At 52.5% G+C, this 18,611-nt stretch carries 19 protein-coding genes; 8 read left to right on the top strand and 11 right to left on the bottom strand.

Annotated elements, in window-relative coordinates:
• Together VF399_02530 and VF399_02525 are read left to right on the top strand one after the other, a co-directional pair.
• On the top strand, positions 1-415 hold a 415-nt coding region (locus VF399_02530; GenBank protein HEX7319217.1), incomplete at its 5' end, for a hypothetical protein.
• 31 nt (positions 416-446) lie between these two features.
• Positions 447-680 carry a DUF167 domain-containing protein gene (locus tag VF399_02525; protein HEX7319216.1) on the top strand — a complete coding sequence of 78 codons (234 nt, stop codon included), beginning with the start codon at positions 447-449 and terminating at the stop codon, positions 678-680.
• 27 nt (positions 681-707) lie between these two features.
• Here VF399_02525 and VF399_02520 read toward each other — a convergent pair whose 3' ends face one another.
• Genes VF399_02520 through VF399_02490 form a run of 7 tightly spaced genes read right to left on the bottom strand, consistent with a single transcriptional unit; the run spans position 708 to position 6,513 of the window.
• Complete coding sequence (locus VF399_02520; GenBank protein ID HEX7319215.1) at positions 708-1,964, bottom strand: hypothetical protein; 1,257 nt, start codon at positions 1,962-1,964, stop codon at positions 708-710.
• 27 nt (positions 1,965-1,991) lie between these two features.
• Positions 1,992-2,573, bottom strand: a complete 582-nt coding sequence (gene rdgB, locus VF399_02515) for an RdgB/HAM1 family non-canonical purine NTP pyrophosphatase (GenBank protein HEX7319214.1) — start codon at positions 2,571-2,573, stop codon at positions 1,992-1,994.
• A gap of 11 nt (positions 2,574-2,584) precedes the next feature.
• On the bottom strand, positions 2,585-3,283 hold the full coding sequence (locus VF399_02510) for an SPOR domain-containing protein (GenBank protein ID HEX7319213.1): 699 nt from the start codon (positions 3,281-3,283) through the stop codon (positions 2,585-2,587).
• An 11-nt stretch (positions 3,284-3,294) separates the two neighbouring features.
• Positions 3,295-4,344, bottom strand: coding sequence for a sugar phosphate nucleotidyltransferase (locus VF399_02505; protein ID HEX7319212.1), 1,050 nt, complete (start codon positions 4,342-4,344; stop codon positions 3,295-3,297).
• Entirely contained in the window at positions 4,331-5,008 is a 678-nt protein-coding gene (locus VF399_02500) for a DUF3108 domain-containing protein (protein HEX7319211.1), read from the bottom strand. Before VF399_02500 ends, VF399_02505 begins: the two co-directional genes overlap by 14 nt.
• A 26-nt stretch (positions 5,009-5,034) precedes the next feature.
• Positions 5,035-5,949 (bottom strand): M48 family metalloprotease, encoded by a 915-nt coding sequence (locus tag VF399_02495; protein HEX7319210.1) that lies wholly within the window; start codon positions 5,947-5,949, stop codon positions 5,035-5,037.
• A 21-nt stretch (positions 5,950-5,970) separates the two neighbouring features.
• Positions 5,971-6,513: a LemA family protein gene (locus VF399_02490; GenBank protein HEX7319209.1), complete on the bottom strand. Its 543-nt coding sequence runs from the start codon at positions 6,511-6,513 to the stop codon at positions 5,971-5,973.
• Positions 6,514-6,641: 128 nt separating this feature from the next.
• On the opposite strand from VF399_02490, the gene VF399_02485 reads away from it, so the two are divergent.
• The 6 genes from VF399_02485 (at position 6,642) to VF399_02460 (ending at position 14,243) form a co-directional block, all read left to right on the top strand.
• Entirely contained in the window at positions 6,642-8,768 is a 2,127-nt protein-coding gene (locus VF399_02485; protein HEX7319208.1) for a serine/threonine-protein kinase, read from the top strand.
• Between the two features lie 20 nt (positions 8,769-8,788).
• Positions 8,789-9,613 carry a tetratricopeptide repeat protein gene (locus VF399_02480; GenBank protein HEX7319207.1) on the top strand — a complete coding sequence of 275 codons (825 nt, stop codon included), beginning with the start codon at positions 8,789-8,791 and terminating at the stop codon, positions 9,611-9,613.
• Positions 9,614-9,628: 15 nt separating this feature from the next.
• Positions 9,629-10,552, top strand: a complete 924-nt coding sequence (locus VF399_02475) for a carboxypeptidase-like regulatory domain-containing protein (protein ID HEX7319206.1) — start codon at positions 9,629-9,631, stop codon at positions 10,550-10,552.
• A gap of 42 nt (positions 10,553-10,594) precedes the next feature.
• Complete coding sequence (locus VF399_02470) at positions 10,595-12,274, top strand: adenylate/guanylate cyclase domain-containing protein (protein HEX7319205.1); 1,680 nt, start codon at positions 10,595-10,597, stop codon at positions 12,272-12,274.
• An 85-nt stretch (positions 12,275-12,359) separates the two neighbouring features.
• Positions 12,360-12,911 (top strand): lytic transglycosylase domain-containing protein, encoded by a 552-nt coding sequence (locus VF399_02465; protein HEX7319204.1) that lies wholly within the window; start codon positions 12,360-12,362, stop codon positions 12,909-12,911.
• A 63-nt stretch (positions 12,912-12,974) separates the two neighbouring features.
• Entirely contained in the window at positions 12,975-14,243 is a 1,269-nt protein-coding gene (locus tag VF399_02460; GenBank protein ID HEX7319203.1) for a T9SS type A sorting domain-containing protein, read from the top strand.
• A 36-nt stretch (positions 14,244-14,279) separates the two neighbouring features.
• Here VF399_02460 and VF399_02455 read toward each other — a convergent pair whose 3' ends face one another.
• From VF399_02455 to gyrB, 4 genes are all read right to left on the bottom strand, one after another.
• The gene (locus VF399_02455) at positions 14,280-14,957 is read right to left on the bottom strand and encodes a class I SAM-dependent methyltransferase (protein HEX7319202.1); all 678 of its coding nucleotides are present in this window, start codon (positions 14,955-14,957) and stop codon (positions 14,280-14,282) included.
• A 97-nt stretch (positions 14,958-15,054) separates the two neighbouring features.
• Complete coding sequence (locus tag VF399_02450; GenBank protein HEX7319201.1) at positions 15,055-15,543, bottom strand: transposase; 489 nt, start codon at positions 15,541-15,543, stop codon at positions 15,055-15,057.
• A gap of 13 nt (positions 15,544-15,556) precedes the next feature.
• Entirely contained in the window at positions 15,557-16,615 is a 1,059-nt protein-coding gene (locus VF399_02445) for a M42 family metallopeptidase (protein HEX7319200.1), read from the bottom strand.
• Between the two features lie 66 nt (positions 16,616-16,681).
• Positions 16,682-18,583: a DNA topoisomerase (ATP-hydrolyzing) subunit B gene (gyrB, locus tag VF399_02440; GenBank protein HEX7319199.1), complete on the bottom strand. Its 1,902-nt coding sequence runs from the start codon at positions 18,581-18,583 to the stop codon at positions 16,682-16,684.
• Between the last annotated feature and the right edge of the window lie 28 nt (positions 18,584-18,611).

Here is an 18,611-nt window from a genome sequence, read left to right as displayed (position 1 = left end):
CACGCCGCCTCCGTCAGCACCGTCACAGAGCGGCGGCGAACTGGCAAGAGAGATCGAAGACGTGGAACTTGGTCCGCTCGTAGCTTCGGAATCCAGAAAGGATGTCGACGCGGGCAAAGCCGATGAAGTGGAGACAATGACGGCAGGTACCGGCGGTCAGGGCGCTCCGGCCGCGGTCGCCCAGCTCGAAGTGCCTAAAAATCAGGTGGTCCGTGCCATCGTCGACTCAACCGGCAAGATCATCAAGGTCGTGACCGGGAACACGATCGTGCCCGAAGAAGATACCATACTGGAAAAGCAGCTGGAAGGGCAGCAAATGGCTCCCCCGACCGTGCGCGGTCGGAGAACACAGATGTACGTGGATCTTTCGGAACCAAAAACCGATACCGAGAGCGACAGTCTGGGAAGAAACTGATCAGTGCGGTCATTCGCAGGCCGAAGGTAAAATGCCTCAAAAGATCCAGATAAAAATCAAAGTTATTCCGCGTTCTAAAAAACAGGAATTGATCGTCATGCCTGACGGCTCGCTGCGGGTAAAGTTGCGTTCGGTTCCGGAAAAAGGCAAAGCGAACAAAGAGCTTATTGAATTGATCGCCAGCCACTACGACGTGAGCAGATCTTCGGTCGCTATCATTAAGGGAGAGTTTGCGCGGGAAAAGATCGTTAGTATCGAATCTTGATCGGTCGGGAACGAACCGGCCGGTCGTTTAATCCCCGAACCGGGGGTTCACGATGTTGCTGTAGCGCGAACCGAAGGAATACTTCAGTCCGATGCTCGAATAGTACTGATACTGCGTGGCCTGCTGCCGTATCCTGAGCAGGATCTCTTCGGGCGTTAATCCCCTTTTTGGCAGTGATATCTGGTCATGGATGAGAGATGCCCATCCGGCTACGGTGAATGCCAGGCCTTTGACTACCGGCAGTGATAGATCGGCGTTGATCGTGAGCCGGTTTTTTTTATAATCAGGCAGGAAATGCCGGCCTGATAAAGAAATGGCAACCGAACCCCATCGCTGCTTGGTGTCGAGGGTGATTGACAAGTATTCAAACGGCATAATCTCGGTGGTTTTGTCGTAAATAGTCGTGTCGAAATATTGATAATAACGCAGACCGGGGTTATAGAGTACCCTGATTTCCCTGCTTGTTGCTTGACGGTAAGGGAAGATATCGTACTCCATCGCCGGCTGAACCGAACCGCTAACTTCAATGTTCGAATAGGTACTTGAATAAATGTCTGCTGAAAGACCTGCTGACCAGTGATCATTGAAACTTTTGACAACAAGACCATCAACACCATAACTCTTGGACAAACTGGGTATCGTTGTCGTCTCGTCGATCGCGTAATAGGTTTTCGTGTAGTCGTAATAAACCTCATTCCGCAATTTCCAGCTTTCAGTCGTGCGGTTAGCGCTGATCGATCCGAAAATATAATTGTACTTGTAGGATTTCTCGCCATTGAGGTAAGTATCAATACCGATGCTGAATATCCAGTTATGCCATCGGTCTTCGGGATTAATTGAGACATTTTTGTTTCGCACCGCAATATTGATATTGTCGGCAACTGGGGTCTGCGCGACGTATCGCATCAATCCGATCTTCAATCGCTGAGCGAGACCGCGGCGTATCGTATCCTCCGAATCATCCGAACCAGCGATGTAGGTCATGGTGTCGGTCATGCCGGCATATTTTCCTTGTCCGAAAAAAATGATCGTGTATTCAGTGCCGCCGCTGGCGGTTTCCTGGGTGGTTATGAGAATATGCAGATCCGCTACGGCGCGGTCGGTCACGTGGTTCACAAAATCAATCTCCGTTTTCATGAAATCGAGATCGCAGTCTTCACAGTCGATGAAGATGCATAATAGCTCCGGCTTTCGAGGCGTCGCGTCATTTTGGGCTGGCAACATGACCGGAATGAGAACTAATGCGAAGCATAACGGGAAGGTGCAAAGGGTATTTTTTCTCATACTGCCCTCCTTGAACGATTAGGCTGATTATCGCAGCAAGTAAGCCTTGAACTTACGCAGCGCCCGGTAACGGTGGCTGATGCGGTTCTTGGTCTTTGGCGTCATCTCCGCAAAGGTCTTCTTATGTCCATCCGGTATGAAGATCGGATCGTACCCGAAACCATTGGCGCCCCTAGGTTCAAGGGCGATGGTACCCGGGCACATTCCTTCAAATGCCTGGTATCGCTGCGGCGCAAAATAATAGACAAAAACCGCCCTGAAATGGGCAGTTCTATTGGTTCGTGACCGCATCATATTGAGGACTTTATCGATCCTTGCCTGGTCAGTGGAAGCAAAACGGGAAGAGAAGATTCCTGGTTCGCCGTCAAGCGCATCAATGAAAAGTCCTGAATCATCAGCCAGGGACGGATTGCCGGTGACCTTGAACGCGAACTCGGCTTTCAGAAGGCTGTTTTGCAGGAGGGATCTTCCGGTTTCCTTTATGGCAAAGCCGGGGAAATCATGGAGGCTGAGATAAGTAATTCCCGCGGCCTTACCGAGGATATTTTTTATCTCTTCCAGCTTGTGCGTATTCTTGGTAGCTAGAAGTAATTTTAAACTATTGCCCAAATAATCTATGGCTACGGATTGATCATCGTTTCGACGACGAACGCTCCTTTGAAACCAAGATTAACCGCTTTCGATTTTATTGCCTGCGCTTCTTCCGAAGTCAGGCAATCACCCACCCTGACCTTATAGTAGGGAGCAACGTGCTCGATGTATACTTTACCGCCGAACGGGCTGCGTGCGTCATCGGCGACGCGGTTAGCATTTTTTTCCGTTGATGACGCGAAGATCTGCACGCGGAACCCGAAGATCTGGCTGGGAGCGGTCGCAGGTGTCGGGGGCGGCGGGGTCAATGTGACCATAGGTCCGCCTTCTTCCAGTACCGGGGGCACAGGTGGAGTGGCCAGAGAAACCTCTTCAAGGGGCGGGGCATAAACGACCACGGGCGGAGGTGGAATTACTTCTTCGACCGGCGGCATGACTTCGGTGACAGGCGGCGGTGTATATTCGATCACGGGCGGAGGAACAACGACCTCTTCGACCGGTGCTGGCGGCAGCGTTACTTCACCGCTGACCGGCGGCGCGATCTCCTCTAACGGCAGGGTGGCTACGGTCGGTTCTGTTGGGGTGGGGAGGACGGCTTCTTCAGATACATTGCTAGTATCCTCGCCGAAGACCACGACTTCCTCAAGCCCCTCGGTCTTTACTATCGGTTTCTTAGCGACGCATGAAACCAGGAGTATGACACACACCAATGTAAAGAGCTTCTTCATCTCAGCCTCCTTTATTTGCGGTTTTTTAATTTCAACAATTTTTTTAGATCGGCGGCCCTTTCTTTTTTGCAGACCAGGGTACCATAAGGGCTCGCCACTATAATCAGACCATTGACACCATATACCCTGACTGGTGCTCCATAAGTATATATATAAGTGTCTTTCATTTCAAGACCCATCGCATCGCCGATACAGATGTTATGGCGGGCGTCTTTTTTGAAATATCTGCCCAGCGCAGACCATGAGCCGACATCATCCCAGATGAATTTGCCTAAGACCACGTTGATCTTTGAGCTTTTTTCCATGATCCCGTAATCGATCGAGACATCAGGGATCCGGGCAAAATATCTTATATTTTTGGTCGCCAGGTACGCACTGACGCCCTCAAAGACCTCAGGGATGTATTGTTTGATCTCACTCAGCACGGTGCTGATGCGAAATGTAAAAATGCCGGCGTTCCACAGGTATTTACCGGCATTCAGGTATTGGCGCGCCCGGCTCAGGGTTGGTTTTTCCATGAACCCCTCGCTGGCAAAGACCGCAACGGCATTTGAACGGGACCTGTTCTTATCGACACGATCGCCGACCTTAATATATCCGTAGCCGGTTTCCGGCCGAGTCGGTTTGATACCGTATGTGATCAGCCGTCCCCTGACCGCATGGTCCTCGCCGCATGCAAGCGCTTTGAGGAACAAACTTGTGGGACAGATCATGTGGTCGGCTGGCATTACGTGCATGATGCCGTCGCCGTATTTGCGTTCCAGGGTCATGGCGGTCAGACAGATCGCCGGCGCGGTGTTCCGGCGCATCGGTTCTATGAAGATCGTTGATCGTTTCGCGAACCGACGGGTAATGGTCTTGAGCTGCCGGGGAATGATCAGGATCCTTTCTTCTTTCTTGAAAAAGCGGTTCAAGCGCTCCAGAGTCTGTTGTATCAATGGTTTGTTGTTGAAGATGGTAAGGAATTGCTTGGGCATATCAGGCCGGCTCATGGGCCAGAACCGTTCGCCCTGACCGCCGGCGAGTATGATCGCGAACCTTTTCAAGTTATGGCTCGACATTCTTAAGCTTGAAGATAATACTGCCATACTTGAACCGTGTTTTTATCTGAACCGGATACCGCGAGCTGTCATTCGCGTACCAAATCTCCATGCTGCCTTTTTTCCCGAAAATACCCTTACCCTGGGTCTGGGGCGCTACACGGATCGCGCTGAACGAACCGAGGCCGGTCTTGATCTTTTCCGGTGCAAGCACAAGGCATTCAATGGCCGATGTCTGCTTTGATTTATGGACATTGACAATGATCGTATCCCCTTCTTGCAGGGGTACAGTTCTGAGATAGTACCAAAAACTCAGCAGGTCGCGGGTATTTTCCATTGTCTCTAAGTTCAGGGTATCGTCGTACGTCACACTGTGGTTTTGCTGGTCGAAAAACAGAGCCTCCTGGTTGTGGTACTTGCCTTCATGAAGTCTCTCCTCATACCATACGGGCAGCAGGGAATCAAGCGTCGTGCAGACCTGGATTGTGTCATTCAGGGTAAAGATGAACCCCAACTTCGATGACGAAGTGAGCCGGGAGACGATGTGGTAGCATGGTTGGTTGCCGCAGGTCATGGTGTCGCTGACCTCCAGGACCATCGTGCCAATGCTCAGGACACCGTACTTTGCCGTGTATTCAAGCCGTTCCCCGAGTTGAAAGCTGATAAGGAACAGGACCGTGATCATATTTTGTATTGACAGACTGGACTATTTCATACTACCAGGCTGTTCAGCCGGCTGATCCTCTTCTCGAGCGGAGGATGCGTTGCCAGCAGGCTGCTTACGTCAAACCGGTCCTTGCCAAAAGGGCTGGCAATGAACAGGTGCGCGTTGGAATGAGATGCCTTTGCCATTGGTTCATAGGAGTTTTTGAGTTTGTTCAGGGCCTGGGAGAGCCCCTGGGGATACCTGGTTATGTAGGCGCCCGAAGCATCGGCAAGGTATTCGCGCTGCCGCGATATGGCGGCCCTGATCAGGGCGACAAAGATCGGTGCGATGATCGCCAGGACCAGGCCGACGACCAGCAGTATCAGTCCCAGCTGACCGCCGCCGCGGCGGTCGTCGCGCTTCCGACCACCACCGCCCCAGAACATAGAGCGCAGGAAGAAATCCCGCAGGAGAATTATGAGCCCGCCGATCGCGGACACCACGGTCATCAGGAGGATATCATAGTTCCTGATATGAGCCATTTCATGGGCGACGACACCCTGCAGTTCCTCGCGGTTCATGATCTCCAGCAAACCGGTCGTGACCGCCATTGCCGCATGCTGCGGGTTCCGGCCCGTGGCGAACGCATTGGGGCCGGGCGTGGGCATGATGTAAACCTTGGGTTTCGGCACGCCCGCGGCGATGGATACTTCCTCCACGACATTGTGAAGCTGTTTGAACTCTTCGGGATCAGCGGGTACGCAGCCGGTAGAAGTAAGCGCGAGCTTGTCCGAGTTGTAATAGAGCACGATATTGTAGACAATGATGAAGATGCCAAATAACACGTACGCCGAGATCCCCCAATGCATGAGATAGATGATAGCGGAACCAAGCGCGCCCAGGAATAAGCTCGTGATAAAAATGAATATGTAGGTCTTGCGTTTGTTCGCGCCGATCAGGCGGTATAGATTTTCAGGCATTTTATGCAGTCCGGGCGGCGGCTAGAACTTGACTTTAGGCGCTTCTTTTTCTCCAGCCGGAGCTTCAAAGAATATTTTTGCAGTGAAGCCGAAGATCGAGGCAATGACGGTCTGCGGGAATTTCTGGATAGTGGCGTTGTAATCCATGACCACGTCATTGTAGAACTGCCGTGCGAAGGCGATCTTATTCTCGGTAGCGGACAGTTCTTCCTGCAACCGCATGAAGTTTTCATTGGCCTTGAGTTGGGGATAGTTTTCAGCGACGGCGAACAGGGTTTTAAGGGTCGAGGTCAGCATGTTGTTAGCGTCGGCAGATTCCTTGGGATTGGTGGCGCCCATTGCCCGCGAGCGTAATTCGGCTACTTTTTCCAGTACTTCTTTTTCGTGCGCGGCGTAACCCTTAACGGTCTCCACCAAGTTCGGGATCAGGTCATAGCGGCGCTTCAACTGTACGTCGATCTGTGCCCAGCCATTTTCAACTCTCGTTCTCTTGACGACGAGGCCATTGTACATGGCGATGGCAATGATCACGAGCACAATGATAATGATAAGAATAATGATCATTTTGCCTCCATTTCGTGATATTTTAATCAGATTTTTGTCTCTTGTCAAGATACCCTGAAATCCTTAGTTATCTTGACTATATAATATATTTAATTATAATAGTTTTGCTATAATTATAATAAAAATTTATGATAAACCGAACGATACGTAATTTCGAGATAAAAGAACTCATTGCGACCGGTGGCATGGCCGCGATCTACAAGGCGGTCCAGGTGTCATTGGACCGGATCGTGGCGATCAAGATCCTGCACGGCCATCTCGCCCAGGACAAAGATTTTATCACTCGGTTCGAAAGAGAGGCCAAGGCCGCGGCTAATCTCAAGCATGAGAACATCGTCAATATTATCGACTACGGAAAGTCCGACGACATGTATTTCATCGCCATGGAATATGTCGATGGCAAAAGCCTCAAAGACCTGATCAATTCCGTAAAATTCATTCCCCAGGACATCGCGCTCAAGATCGCGTATGACATCAGCCAGGGATTGGCGCACGCCCATGAAAAAGGGGTCGTGCACCGTGACATCAAGCCCGCCAATATCATTATCGGTTATGACGGCGTCGTGAAGATCGCCGATTTCGGCCTAGCCCAGGCTCAGGATCTCACCTCGGTCACGGTGACCGGCGCGATCGTGGGGACGCCTGCCTACATGTCGCCGGAGCAGGCCGGGGGCAAAAAGGTCGATCACCGCTCCGATATCTTCTCGCTGGGCGTGGTCTTTTACGAAATGATCACCGGCATCAAGCCCTTCCGGGGCGAGAACTATTCATCGATCATTCACGAGATCATGACCGTGGTCCCGCCCAAGCCGGTGGAAGCGAACCCTCTGCTGACCAGGGAGATCAGCGCGATCATCGAGCACCTGCTGGTCAAGGACCCGGATCAGCGGCAGCAGAGCATCGCCGATTTCGGCAGCAGCATCAACGCCATAATGCGCGCGTCCAAAACCGAGGTTTTACGAAAAGACATTGGTCATTTCATCAAACAGCCGGTCGAACAGTTCCAGGCCCTGCTGAAAAAACGCAAGGAAAAGCATTTTGAGCGGGGGCTTTATTTCATGACCTTGGGCGAAGACCGGCTCAATGATGCCCTGGCTGAGTTCGAGAAGATACTGCATCTTGACGCGCAGGACGCCCAGGCGTTAAAGTACGTGGCTGAGCTGAAGGAGAAAAAGAAACGAAAGGATGTTAAGGCGGTAGCAGCCAAGGTAAAGTCGAAGGTCAAGGCAAAGACAGAGCCGGTACGCGGTGCGAGGATAAAACCATTGCCGGTCCTGATCATCGGCGGGGGCGCGGTGGCGGCTATCGTGCTTTTTGTCGTGTTCGGTCTGAAGCCGGGGAAAACTCCAGTCATTCCCGTTCCGCTCTACGGTTTTGCACGGGTCAACTCAACGCCTGATAGTGCCGATATATTCATCGACGGGAAAAGCAGTGGCGCGGTAACACCGACCCTTCTTGACAGCGTATCTAAAGGACAGCACGCGCTAGAACTGAAAAAGGCTGGTTTTAAACCAGTATCACAGGCATTTGAAATACAGGGTGGCGATACATTTGTTCTTAATCCCGCGCTCGTGCTGGAAGCGACCGTCAAAAGCAAAGAATTCGGCAAGGTCGTGATCCAGTCGATCCCGACCGGAGCCGCGGTATATCTGGATAATATCCTGCTTGACCCCAAGACACCGTGCACGCTGGAAAGCGTCAGTCTCGGCATCCACCGGTTTAAATTCAGTAAACCCGGATATGAATTGACCGAGATCGAACGGACGGTCAGTGCCTTAAAGCCGCTGCGTCTGAATGTCACCATGGCCGTGGTCACTAAGCCGGTAACCGGCACATCGTATCTTAAGGTGACAGTGGTGCCCTGGGCAAACGTGTACATCGACGAGAAGTTCATTGAGACAACCCCCATTGCCGGCACGCTTAAAGTTAATTCAGGACAGCATGTGGTCAAACTTGAAAACCCGAATCTCAAGGTATGGCAAAAAAGTTATGATTTCAAACCGGGGCAGACCGTTACGATCGACGTGAAACTTGAAAATATCGAAGGAATGCTCAAGCTGACGGTCAAGCCCTGGGCCGATGTCTACATCGACGGGAAGTTCATTGAGACGACTCCCATTGCCGAGCCGATCAAACTTTCAACCGGGAAGCATGTTCTGAAGCTGGTCAATCCTAATTATAGGGTTTATGAAGAGACGATCGAGATCCCACCTAACAAAATGCTGAAAAAGTCAGTGGAATTGGTGTCAAAATAAAGGTAAAAATAGGAGGTAGGATGATAAAAAAAACTGCGATCATATTGATCATCGGGCTGGCCGGTGTCGGCTATGCCCAGCAAGTATCGGGTGATTCTTTGGTAAAGCTACTTGAATACGCGAAGACCTATTACAACGGCGGAGACTATGAAAAGGCGATAACCGAATTGGAAAAAGCGCTGACCTTCTTAAAACAGCTCAACCAGATCGATCAGGTGGAAGCGTACAAGTACCTGGCTTTCAGCTACGTGGCGTTCGGCGAGACCGGAAAAGCGAAAGAACAGTTCCGCAAGGCACTCGCCCTTGATCCCAAAATGGAACTGGACCCCCTGACCGTATCGCCCAAGATCATAAAGGTGTTTGAAGAGGTAAAATCCGAGATCGCGGTCAAACCGCCGGTAAAACCACCGGTCAAGCCGGTCACAGCCGCGCCCGCAGAAGGGCGCAGTTGCTTTTCAACCGTTGGATCCTGCTGCCTGCCGGGCTTGGGGCAGAGGGACCGGGGCCAAAGTGGTAAAGGCACCATGTTAATGGTCACAACCGGCGTACTGTGGTCTTCTTCTATCATCAGTTCGCTGGTGATGGAGGTCAAACATCAGGCTTATCTTGATGCTGAGCCGGGCGATCCGGACGCAATTGAGAATGCTTATAAGGCTTACAAACGATGGGATAACATAGCTTTTACGTCCTGGCTATGCCTGGGGGGCTTGTATCTCTACAACGCGTACGATATCTTTTTTTCCAGGGCAAAGACCGGGTCATCCATGAATGAGTTGTTGAAAGACCATATGTACTGTGATGTCGACGCCGAACACATTGGTTTTGGTTACATTTGCAGGTTTTAGGTAAAGGAGGATGCCATGAAAGCATTGATTCATGATTTGTTAGCTAGTTATCCCCGCGGCCTCTTATGTATTGCCCTGCTGCTTGTCGCTGTGGTCGCCTGCTTGAACCCGCCGCATGACAACGAATATGATCCGGACAACAAGCTCAAGGCGCACCTGAGCGGCACGGTATATGGTCCTGATGACATTATCCCCGGAGCGATCGTGCACATGATCCCCGATTACGACACGACCGATGTATGCATTGATACGACCGATGCCAACGGTAAATATTCTTTTGAGGAACTTGACCCCGGTATCTACAAGATATTCACCAAAGCGGAATATCATTATCCGCAGGAATGTTATCCGGAAAGCCTGAAGGCGGATACCGCGGCCGTTATTGATGTATTCATGCATTGGCTGTTCACGTTTGACAATGAATCGATCGGCACGATCGAACCGTTCAATTTTGAGGTTTTCTACGGTGATTGGGGTGTTGTGGAAGATCAATCAGCTCCCTCATTGCCAAACGTATACAGCTGCGCGACCATGGACGATGGTTTTGCGGCATTGATCGGTAATTTCTCAAACTTCTGCTTTGGCGCTGATTTCAAAGTAATCGGTCCCGATACATTGTGGAACGTAGGGTTCATACTCCGCTATGTAGATTCTCAGAACTACTATTCCCTGTCGGTGAGTGCAGGTGTAATGCATCTTGAAAAATGGGAAAACGGGACACCGACAGTGATCGGATTTTCATCGATGACTATCAATACCGATGAATGGTACAATCTGGATGTTGACGCATGCGGCAGCAATTTTTATGTATATCTGGATGGCGACAGTAAAATAGAAGCAACCGACAGCACTTTTACCGAAGGAAGGAATGGACTATACATCGCCAAAGGGGCAAACGCATCATCAACCGTCCATTTTGACAACGTCACATTCGACTAGTAAAAAGAAGCGGTCGGCAGTACACCTCACTACGCGAAGACGATGGCGACGTTCCTGATCCACAAACCGGACGACGAGACTCAGGTCATCAAGCTGGATAAGGATAAGATCACGCTGGGACGCAAAGACGACAACGATATCGTTATCGATGACGTCTTCGTTTCCCGCAATCACGCCGAGGTGGAGAAAAAAATCGCGCGGTACCTGATCCGGGACAGAAAAAGCAGATACGGCACGTTCGTTAACGGCGAGCGCGTGACCGAACTGGAACTTAGTTACGGCGACGAGATCCAGATCGGCAATACCATCATCACCTTTGTGGACGAAAAAACGCTCGATTACATCCCGGAAAGAAAGGTGATCACGAGGAAAGCCGGCGGCATGTTCGATGCCGAGGCGGCGATAAACGCGCTGGTGTCCCAGGTTACCAGGGGTGAGAAAAAAGAGACCATTATCAGCGCGCTTGCCAGCATTAAGCAGGGGTTCAGGCAATACCAGGAAAAAGTAGGTGAAATTGAAAAATCCCGGGAAGTCGTCTCGACCCTGTGCGAGGTCGGGAAGATCATCAATTTCGTCTTTGATCTAAACGTTCTCCTGAATCTCTTAATGGACCTGGCGCTCAAGATCATTCACGCGCGCCGCGGTTTCATTATGCTGTACGACCCGCCAACGAACCAGCTCCAGGTCCGCGTGGCGCGGAACATGGGATCCGATCGTGAGGCCGGCAAATCCGCGGGCATCAGCCGGACCATCGCCCAGCTGGCGTTTGAAAAGACCGAAGTGATCACCACCGAGGATGCCACCAAGGACGAGCGTTTCCGCAGTCAGGAAAGTGTGATCAGCTACGCGATCGGCTATGTCATCTGCGTGCCGCTCTTGTCGAAAGAGAAGGAACGGCTCGGCGTGCTGTACCTGGATAACCCGGCCGGTCAGAACGCGTTCACGAGCGATGATATTCAGTTCATGGTCTCATTCGCCAACCAGTCTTCGATCGCGATCGAGAACGCCCAGCTTTACGACAAGATCCGGCAGGAAGAAAGGATCCGGGAACGCCTGCAAAGGTTCTTTTCGCCCGGGGTCATGAACAAGATCATGGCTGAGGAAAAGGGCATGATGCTGGTCGGCGAGCACCGGGTCGTGACGATCATGTTCTGCGATATTCGCGGCTACACGTCATTGACCGAACGGATCGACGTGATGGTCGCGGTCGGGATACTGAACGATTTCCTGAGCAGCATGACTGAGGCCGTGTTCGAGGAAGAGGGCACGCTCGACAAATATATCGGCGACTGTGTGATGGCGATCTTCGGCGCACCCGTGTCGCATCCGGATGACCCGATACGGGCCGTGCGGGCTGCCCTGGCAATGAAGGAGCGCGTATCCAGATTGAAAGCCCAGTGGCGCGAAAAATTGAAGATCCAGGACATTGAAGCCTTTGAGATCGGCATCGGCATCCATACGGGCGAGGTGATCGCCGGGAACATCGGGAACATCAAGCGTATGGAATACACGGTCGTCAGCACGGCCGTCAACCTGGCGTCCCGGCTCGAAAGCATTGCCGAGCCCCGGCAGATCATTATCAGCAAGGAAACCTATGATCTGGTCAAAGACCAGGTAAAGGCAAAAAAACTGATGGCAGTGCAGTTGAAAAACATAAAGAATTCGGTTGTGATCTATGAGGTGACCGGCCTGCTGCGGCCGCCTGACCCGGCCGGTAAATAAGCAAGGATCACGCCTGTTAACTTCTCGTCTTCGATTACCGATATTGACAATTTGTTAAAATGCGATAAAATTCAGCATGATCCTAATGATCCTGGTTGGTCAGGTCATGGCCGCGACAACCACGGGTAATGCATTGATAACCAATATTCCGCCTTTGGGTTCAGTACCTGCCAGGACAGAAGCTGGATACGACGGGAAGTATGATCCCTGGATCGATTACTACTGCGAAATGTACTGCATGGATCCCGAGCTCGTGAAGGTCGTGATCGACAAAGAATCGCAGTTCAATCCCAACGCCGTGTCACGCAGCGGTGCGATCGGGTTAATGCAATTAATGCCGGAGACCGCCGAAGTCCTGGGCGTCAAGGACCCTTACGATCCCGGTCAGAACATTGAAGGCGGGGTCAGATTCCTGCGCAGCATGTTCGATATGTTCGGCGGCAACCTGGAGCTGGCGCTGGCGGCTTACCATGCCGGACCAGGCACGGTAAGCCGAGTCAACCGCGTGCCATCCATACCTGAGACGATCGAGTACGTGGATTACATCCTGTCCCACTATAGCGGCGCGCCGGGAAAAGAAATGTATTTCACCCTCACCGATGAGGGAACACCGCTCTTAACGAACCGACCGAAATAAAGCAGGCTCTAGATCATAGGGTTTAGATTCTAGGCTTGAAAAAATGAGCAGGAGGGCGTTGAGATGATCATCTATAAATCAAGGATAATATTTTTATGGTATCTTCTGGCGGCATTCATAATACCCGTCCTGACCGGCGCTGCGCCGGTCGTGGTTTCTGGCGGCCCCGATAATGACTATGAATCATGGATCATTCGGATGAACGACGGCCGGCTCATGGTTATATTCGACCGGAACCCGGATTGGGCATCCGGAGACCTGTACGTCACGTTTTCCACGGATAACGGCGTTACCTGGGCGGCGGTTACGCCGATCATTATCGAAACCGGTGATCAGGCCACACTGACCTTTGTTCAGCTACCCTGTGACACCCTGCGCGTTTGGTATGCGTCGAACGAAGCCGGGAATTATGCCATTTACACGGCTTATTCGCTCGACGGGCTGACCTGGATCCGTCAGGGCGCCATCGACCTGGGGTGGTCTTCATCCTCGACCTATTATGATCCGACCGTCATCCTTGAACCCGACAGCTCGCTGACCATGAGCTATCGTGTCCAGGGGTCGGGCGGTTATATCGCGCACTGCCCGAATCATGGAAACTGGGATACATTGAGAACGCTGGTCGCGCCGTCCGGCAACCGGACTCGCGTAATGAAGCATGCCAATGGGACTTACCTTTACGCGTATCACCGGCGGTCGGGCCCGGGTCAGTATGACTATGATGTTTTCATCAAGACCGCTACCGACCGCGTGTTCTGGAGCGACTCGGTCCGGCTGACCACGAACCTGAATTCGCACGATCCGTTCCCTAACGAAGGCGCGGACGGTGCCTATGTCGTGTACTATGCCAAATACGTAAGCCCGGCATACAATCTGTACCGCCGGCGTTCTTACAACACCACGACCTGGTTGACTGAGGAGCAGATCACTTCTGATGCGGTCTACAATACACAACCTCACTTCTTCGTGGAATCCGGGGACGTTTATCTGGTGTGGGCGCATGCGATCGTATATGAGACGAACAACGATGTTTATTTCGAACGCTCAGCCGATCTGGCGGTCGCAGAACATGAACCGTCTGCCATCGGATCGCGCGCCAGAGTTTTTCCCACTCCCGGCTGCGGCCGGATAAGTATAATACCGGCGTCCATGGTCTCTGACCGCGCCCGGGTCGTAGTATACAGCTCCAGTGGTCAATTGGTCGGCTCGGCCGTACGGCAGGGGGAGATCTTCTGCATTGATACGTCACCGCTCCCGGCAGGCGTTTATTTCGTCAATATCGACGACGGCGACCGCCGGCAACGAGCTAAATTTACTGTTCTTAAACCGTAAGCTATTGGGTTGCCGGAGAACCGGCAGGCGCGGGATTTATTTCTTGCGCGCGATAATGCCGATCGATAGTTCTGTATACTGGAACAATCTTTTATGGCGCAGCTGCTGCTGCAGGTCGAGCCAACCGCGGCTCAATGAACAGCATGGCCGCGGATACATCGGTAGATCGTAATTGAATTTTTTAGCTGCTTCCCGGATGGCCTTGTAGAAAATGCCGGGCCGGGACCAAGCACCGTACTGGTGGACCGCTTCAAATCCATGCCCGACAACAAGTTGCCGGAGCGAGCCTGGCGTGAACTGACGTTCCCACCCGGCAAACCATCGTCCCAACATCATCAAAGCCTGCTTCATGACCGTGTATGCGTGAAAGGTCTGCGGTACGTCGATAACGAGCAGGCCGTTCTTTTTCAGAACGCGGCGGTTTTCGATAAGGAGATGGTGGGGCGATGCGAAATGCTCGAGCAGCCCCTGGTGAAAGACGATGTCAAAGGTTTCATCCAGGAAAGGGCATTCCAGGGCGTCCGCCATGACCAGGTTCGTGAGGCGGCCCTGGGGGTCGCAGCGCACGAGCCGCAGGCTTTCGCTCGAATAATCAAGCGTACAGACAAAAGCCCCGGCCTGCGCCATCTTTATGCTGTCGCGGCCGGTGCCGGCACCGACCTCAAGGATCTTCTTGCCGGCGATCTTCGTGCATTTCAGTAATTCCGCGGTGATATCGCAAACTGGAGGGTAGATGGATCCCGGGTCCTTATTGGCCCAGAAATCATCCCAGGTAGCAGAGGTGGGTCGTGCTATTATCAGTCCTTTACAACTAATATTTTTCCGGCACCGCGTCGATCACGAGCTGGATCGTGGTCCGGCGGGCGCGGTTGTAATTATTGAAGCTGGAGAATTCATAATCGCCCGGATCTTTGGTCAGCTCCCGCTGCACCGGCAGCATGTGAATGTGGTCCAGCCGTTCTTTGAACTGTTCTGGATTTTCGACCAGTTCGGCATCAAAACTCTGGCTCCAGACCGTACCCTCGCGCTTTTTGAATTCATTGTACTTACGGGCGAAATTCCCTTTGATCAGTTTCATGATCTTTGAAACAGTGAACATCTTCCCGGGCTGGATCATCAGGTAGAAGGATTCGGGCATGATCAGATAGCCGAATATTTTGTAATTGAGCATGTAGCGGTGATAACCGATCGACAAGAGCAAGAACCGAGCCCAGTGCGGATCGTGCAGGATCTCAATGCATTCTTTGGTGGTCGTCCATATGTAATAGACTGCGCCGGGTTTTATTATTCTTTTTGCCATGAACCCTCCTTGGTTAACTCAAGATCTCCTGCAGCGCTTCCCGGTCCAGATTCTTGACGATCAGGGTTAAGAGCTGCAAAAGATTATCATAATCTACCATTGAAATAATACTCGCACCGGAGTGAACGTACCGGGTCGGGATGCCGAGCGCCAGGCTGGGTACGCCGAAGTTCGTGAGATGGATGGCGCCCGTGTCATAACCGCCTTTGATCGCGGTGAGGTGGAACGGTATGTTGTTCAACTCAGCGAGCTCGCAGACGAAGTTTCTCAGTTTGATATGTGGGATCATGGTGCGGTCATAAATGATCAGACCGACACCGCTGCCCAGGCGTTCGACCGAATCGGCGCTGCTGCCGGGCGTGTCCCGGCAGATGCTGACGTCCAGGGCGATCCCGATGTCGGGATTGACGGCAAAGGCCGATGTTTTCGCACCGCGGATCCCGACCTCCTCCTGGACCGTGCCCACCAGGTAGACAGTGTTGGGATGTTCGGTCGCGGCGAGGTTGTTGAGCAGGTCGATGAGTAAGGCGCAGCCCACCCGGTCATCCCAGGCTTTTGCCATGCACAGGTCGGCGTTCTTCAGGGGCGTGCACGGCATGTCGGGTACGATCGGGTCCCCGGGTTTTATCCCGAGTTTGTCGCCGGGATGAAAATTCTTGGTGGCGCCGACATCGATGTACATGTGCTCGATTTCCGGCAGCTTTTTACGCTCTTCCGGCGAGAGCTCGTGGATCGGTTTTTGGCCGATGACGCCGGGGACGATCTCACCCTTGTGGGTCTTGATCTTCACGCGCATGCCCGGTAGGTTACCCTCCCACCAGCCGCCGATCGGAAGGAATTTTATAAAACCTTCCTTCGTGATCTCCTGAACGATGAAGCCGATCTCATCCATGTGCGCGGCGAACATGATCTTTGGATTGGGTGCGGTGCCGGACTTTTTCCCGATTATGCTGCCGATCCGGTCGCGGCCTATCTCGGCGCGATTATGGAAATGCTTTTTCATGATGTTGACGATCTCTTCCTCGTATCCGGAAATACCGAACGCATCAGCGAGTTCTTTTAATATCTGCATCGTATCCAAGTTACCTCCTGCGATCGCGGTTTTGTTTCCCGCGTTCCACTTATTATTGAATAATAGCTAAACATCAAGGTTTACCACATACCGTGCATTTTCTTCGATAAATTTGCGGCGCGGTTCGACCTCATCGCCCATGAGGATCGAAAAAAGCCGGTCGGCTTGCGCTGCATCTTCCATCGTTACTTTTTTCAGGATGCGTTTTTCAGGATCCATGGTCGTCTGCCATAACTGCTGGGGGTTCATTTCACCGAGGCCTTTGTAGCGCTGGATCTCATGTTTTTCGCTGGCGTGCTTCTTCAGGAATTTCTGGAGATCGTCATCGGCATAGAAATAATCCTCTTTCCGGTCATGCTTAAGGCGGTATAGCGGGGGCTGGGCGATATAGATGATACCTGCTTCGATGAGCTCCTTCATGAATCTGAAGAAAAAGGTAAGGAGGAGGGTCCGGATGTGCGCGCCGTCGACATCGGCATCGGTCATGATAACGACCTTCTTGTAGCGGATCCTGGTTATGTCGAACTCGTCCTCGCCGATCCCGCACCCGATCGCCGATATAAGGGTCCGGATCTCCTCGTTGCCGAGGATCTTGTTCAAACCGCTTTTTTCCACGTTCAGGATCTTGCCACGCAGGGGCAGGATCGCCTGGAAGGCCCGGTCGCGTCCCTGCTTGGCGCTGCCGCCGGCCGAATCGCCCTCCACCACGAATATTTCGCTCTCGTCGGGGTTGCTAGAAGAGCAATCCGCCAGTTTGCCCGGCAACGATTCGTTATCGATCAGGGATTTACGGCGGGTGAGTTCGCGCGCCTTGCGCGCAGCTTCGCGTGATTTAGCCGCGGCAAGCACCTTCTGGACGATAACGCTGGCGTACCGGGGGTTCTCCTCGAGGAACGCCGAAAGGTTTTCGTTGACCAGAGATTCCACGGCCCCTTTTGCTTCGGGGTTGCCGAGCCGCGTTTTCGTCTGACCCTCGAACTGCGGTTCCCGGATCTTGATCGAGACGACCGCGGTCAAACCCTCGCGGGTATCTTCGCCGGTCAAGGACAGGTCTTCCTTTAACTGGTTGTGCTTGCGCCCGTATTCGTTGAGGACGCGCGTCAGGGCTGATTTAAACCCGACCAAGTGTGAGCCGCCTTCATGGGTGTTGATGGTGTTGGCAAAGGTGAAGATATTCTCCAGGTATGAATCGTTGTATTCCAGTGCCACTTCAACCTCGATACCGTTCTGCTTTTGGTGGAAATAGATGGGTTTGTGCAGGCGGTTCCGGCCCGAATCGAGGTATTTCACCAGGTCAATGACGCCGCCGGTGGAAAAGAAGCGTTCTTTTGTTTTTGATTCGACGTCTTCAAAATCGATCTTCAGCCCCTTGTTCAGGAAGGTGAGTTCGCGCAGACGCTGGCTGATGATATCCTTGCTGTATTCGATCTTATTGAAGATCTCCTGGTCCGGTTTGAAGATCACGGTGGTGCCCGTTTTCTTCGCCTTGCCGGTGACCTTCACGGCCGCGTCAGGGTCACCCTTGTGATAACTCTGGAAGAAGACCTTGCCTTCGCGGTAGACTTCCACCTTCAGCCATTCGCAGAGAGCGTTGACGGCGGATACGCCGACGCCGTGCAGACCGCCGCTGATCCGGTACGCTTTGTCATCGAATTTCCCGCCGGCATGGAGCATGGTCAAAACGACTTCCAGCGCGCTTTTTTTCTGGGTCGGGTGCATATCGGTGGGGATGCCGCGGCCGTTGTCTTCGACCGTCACGACATCCCTGTCGATCATGACCTTGATGTAATCGCAGTGACCGGCAAGCGCTTCATCGACGCTGTTGTCAACGACCTCGAATATCAAATGATGGAGGCCGCGGAAACCGACATCACCGATGTACATTGCGGGCCGGCGCCGGACCGCCTCCAGACCCTTTAATACCTGGATCTTCGACGCGTCGTAGCGGTCCTTGACCTTTTCCGGCATTTCAACCTTCTCCTGCGGATTGTCGTCT

This window comes from bacterium (assembly GCA_036382775.1).
Lineage (GTDB): Bacteria > Hydrothermota > Tepidihabitantia > SM23-42 > JAOAFX01 > DASVHD01.
This window is presented reverse-complemented; position numbering and strand designations above follow the sequence as displayed.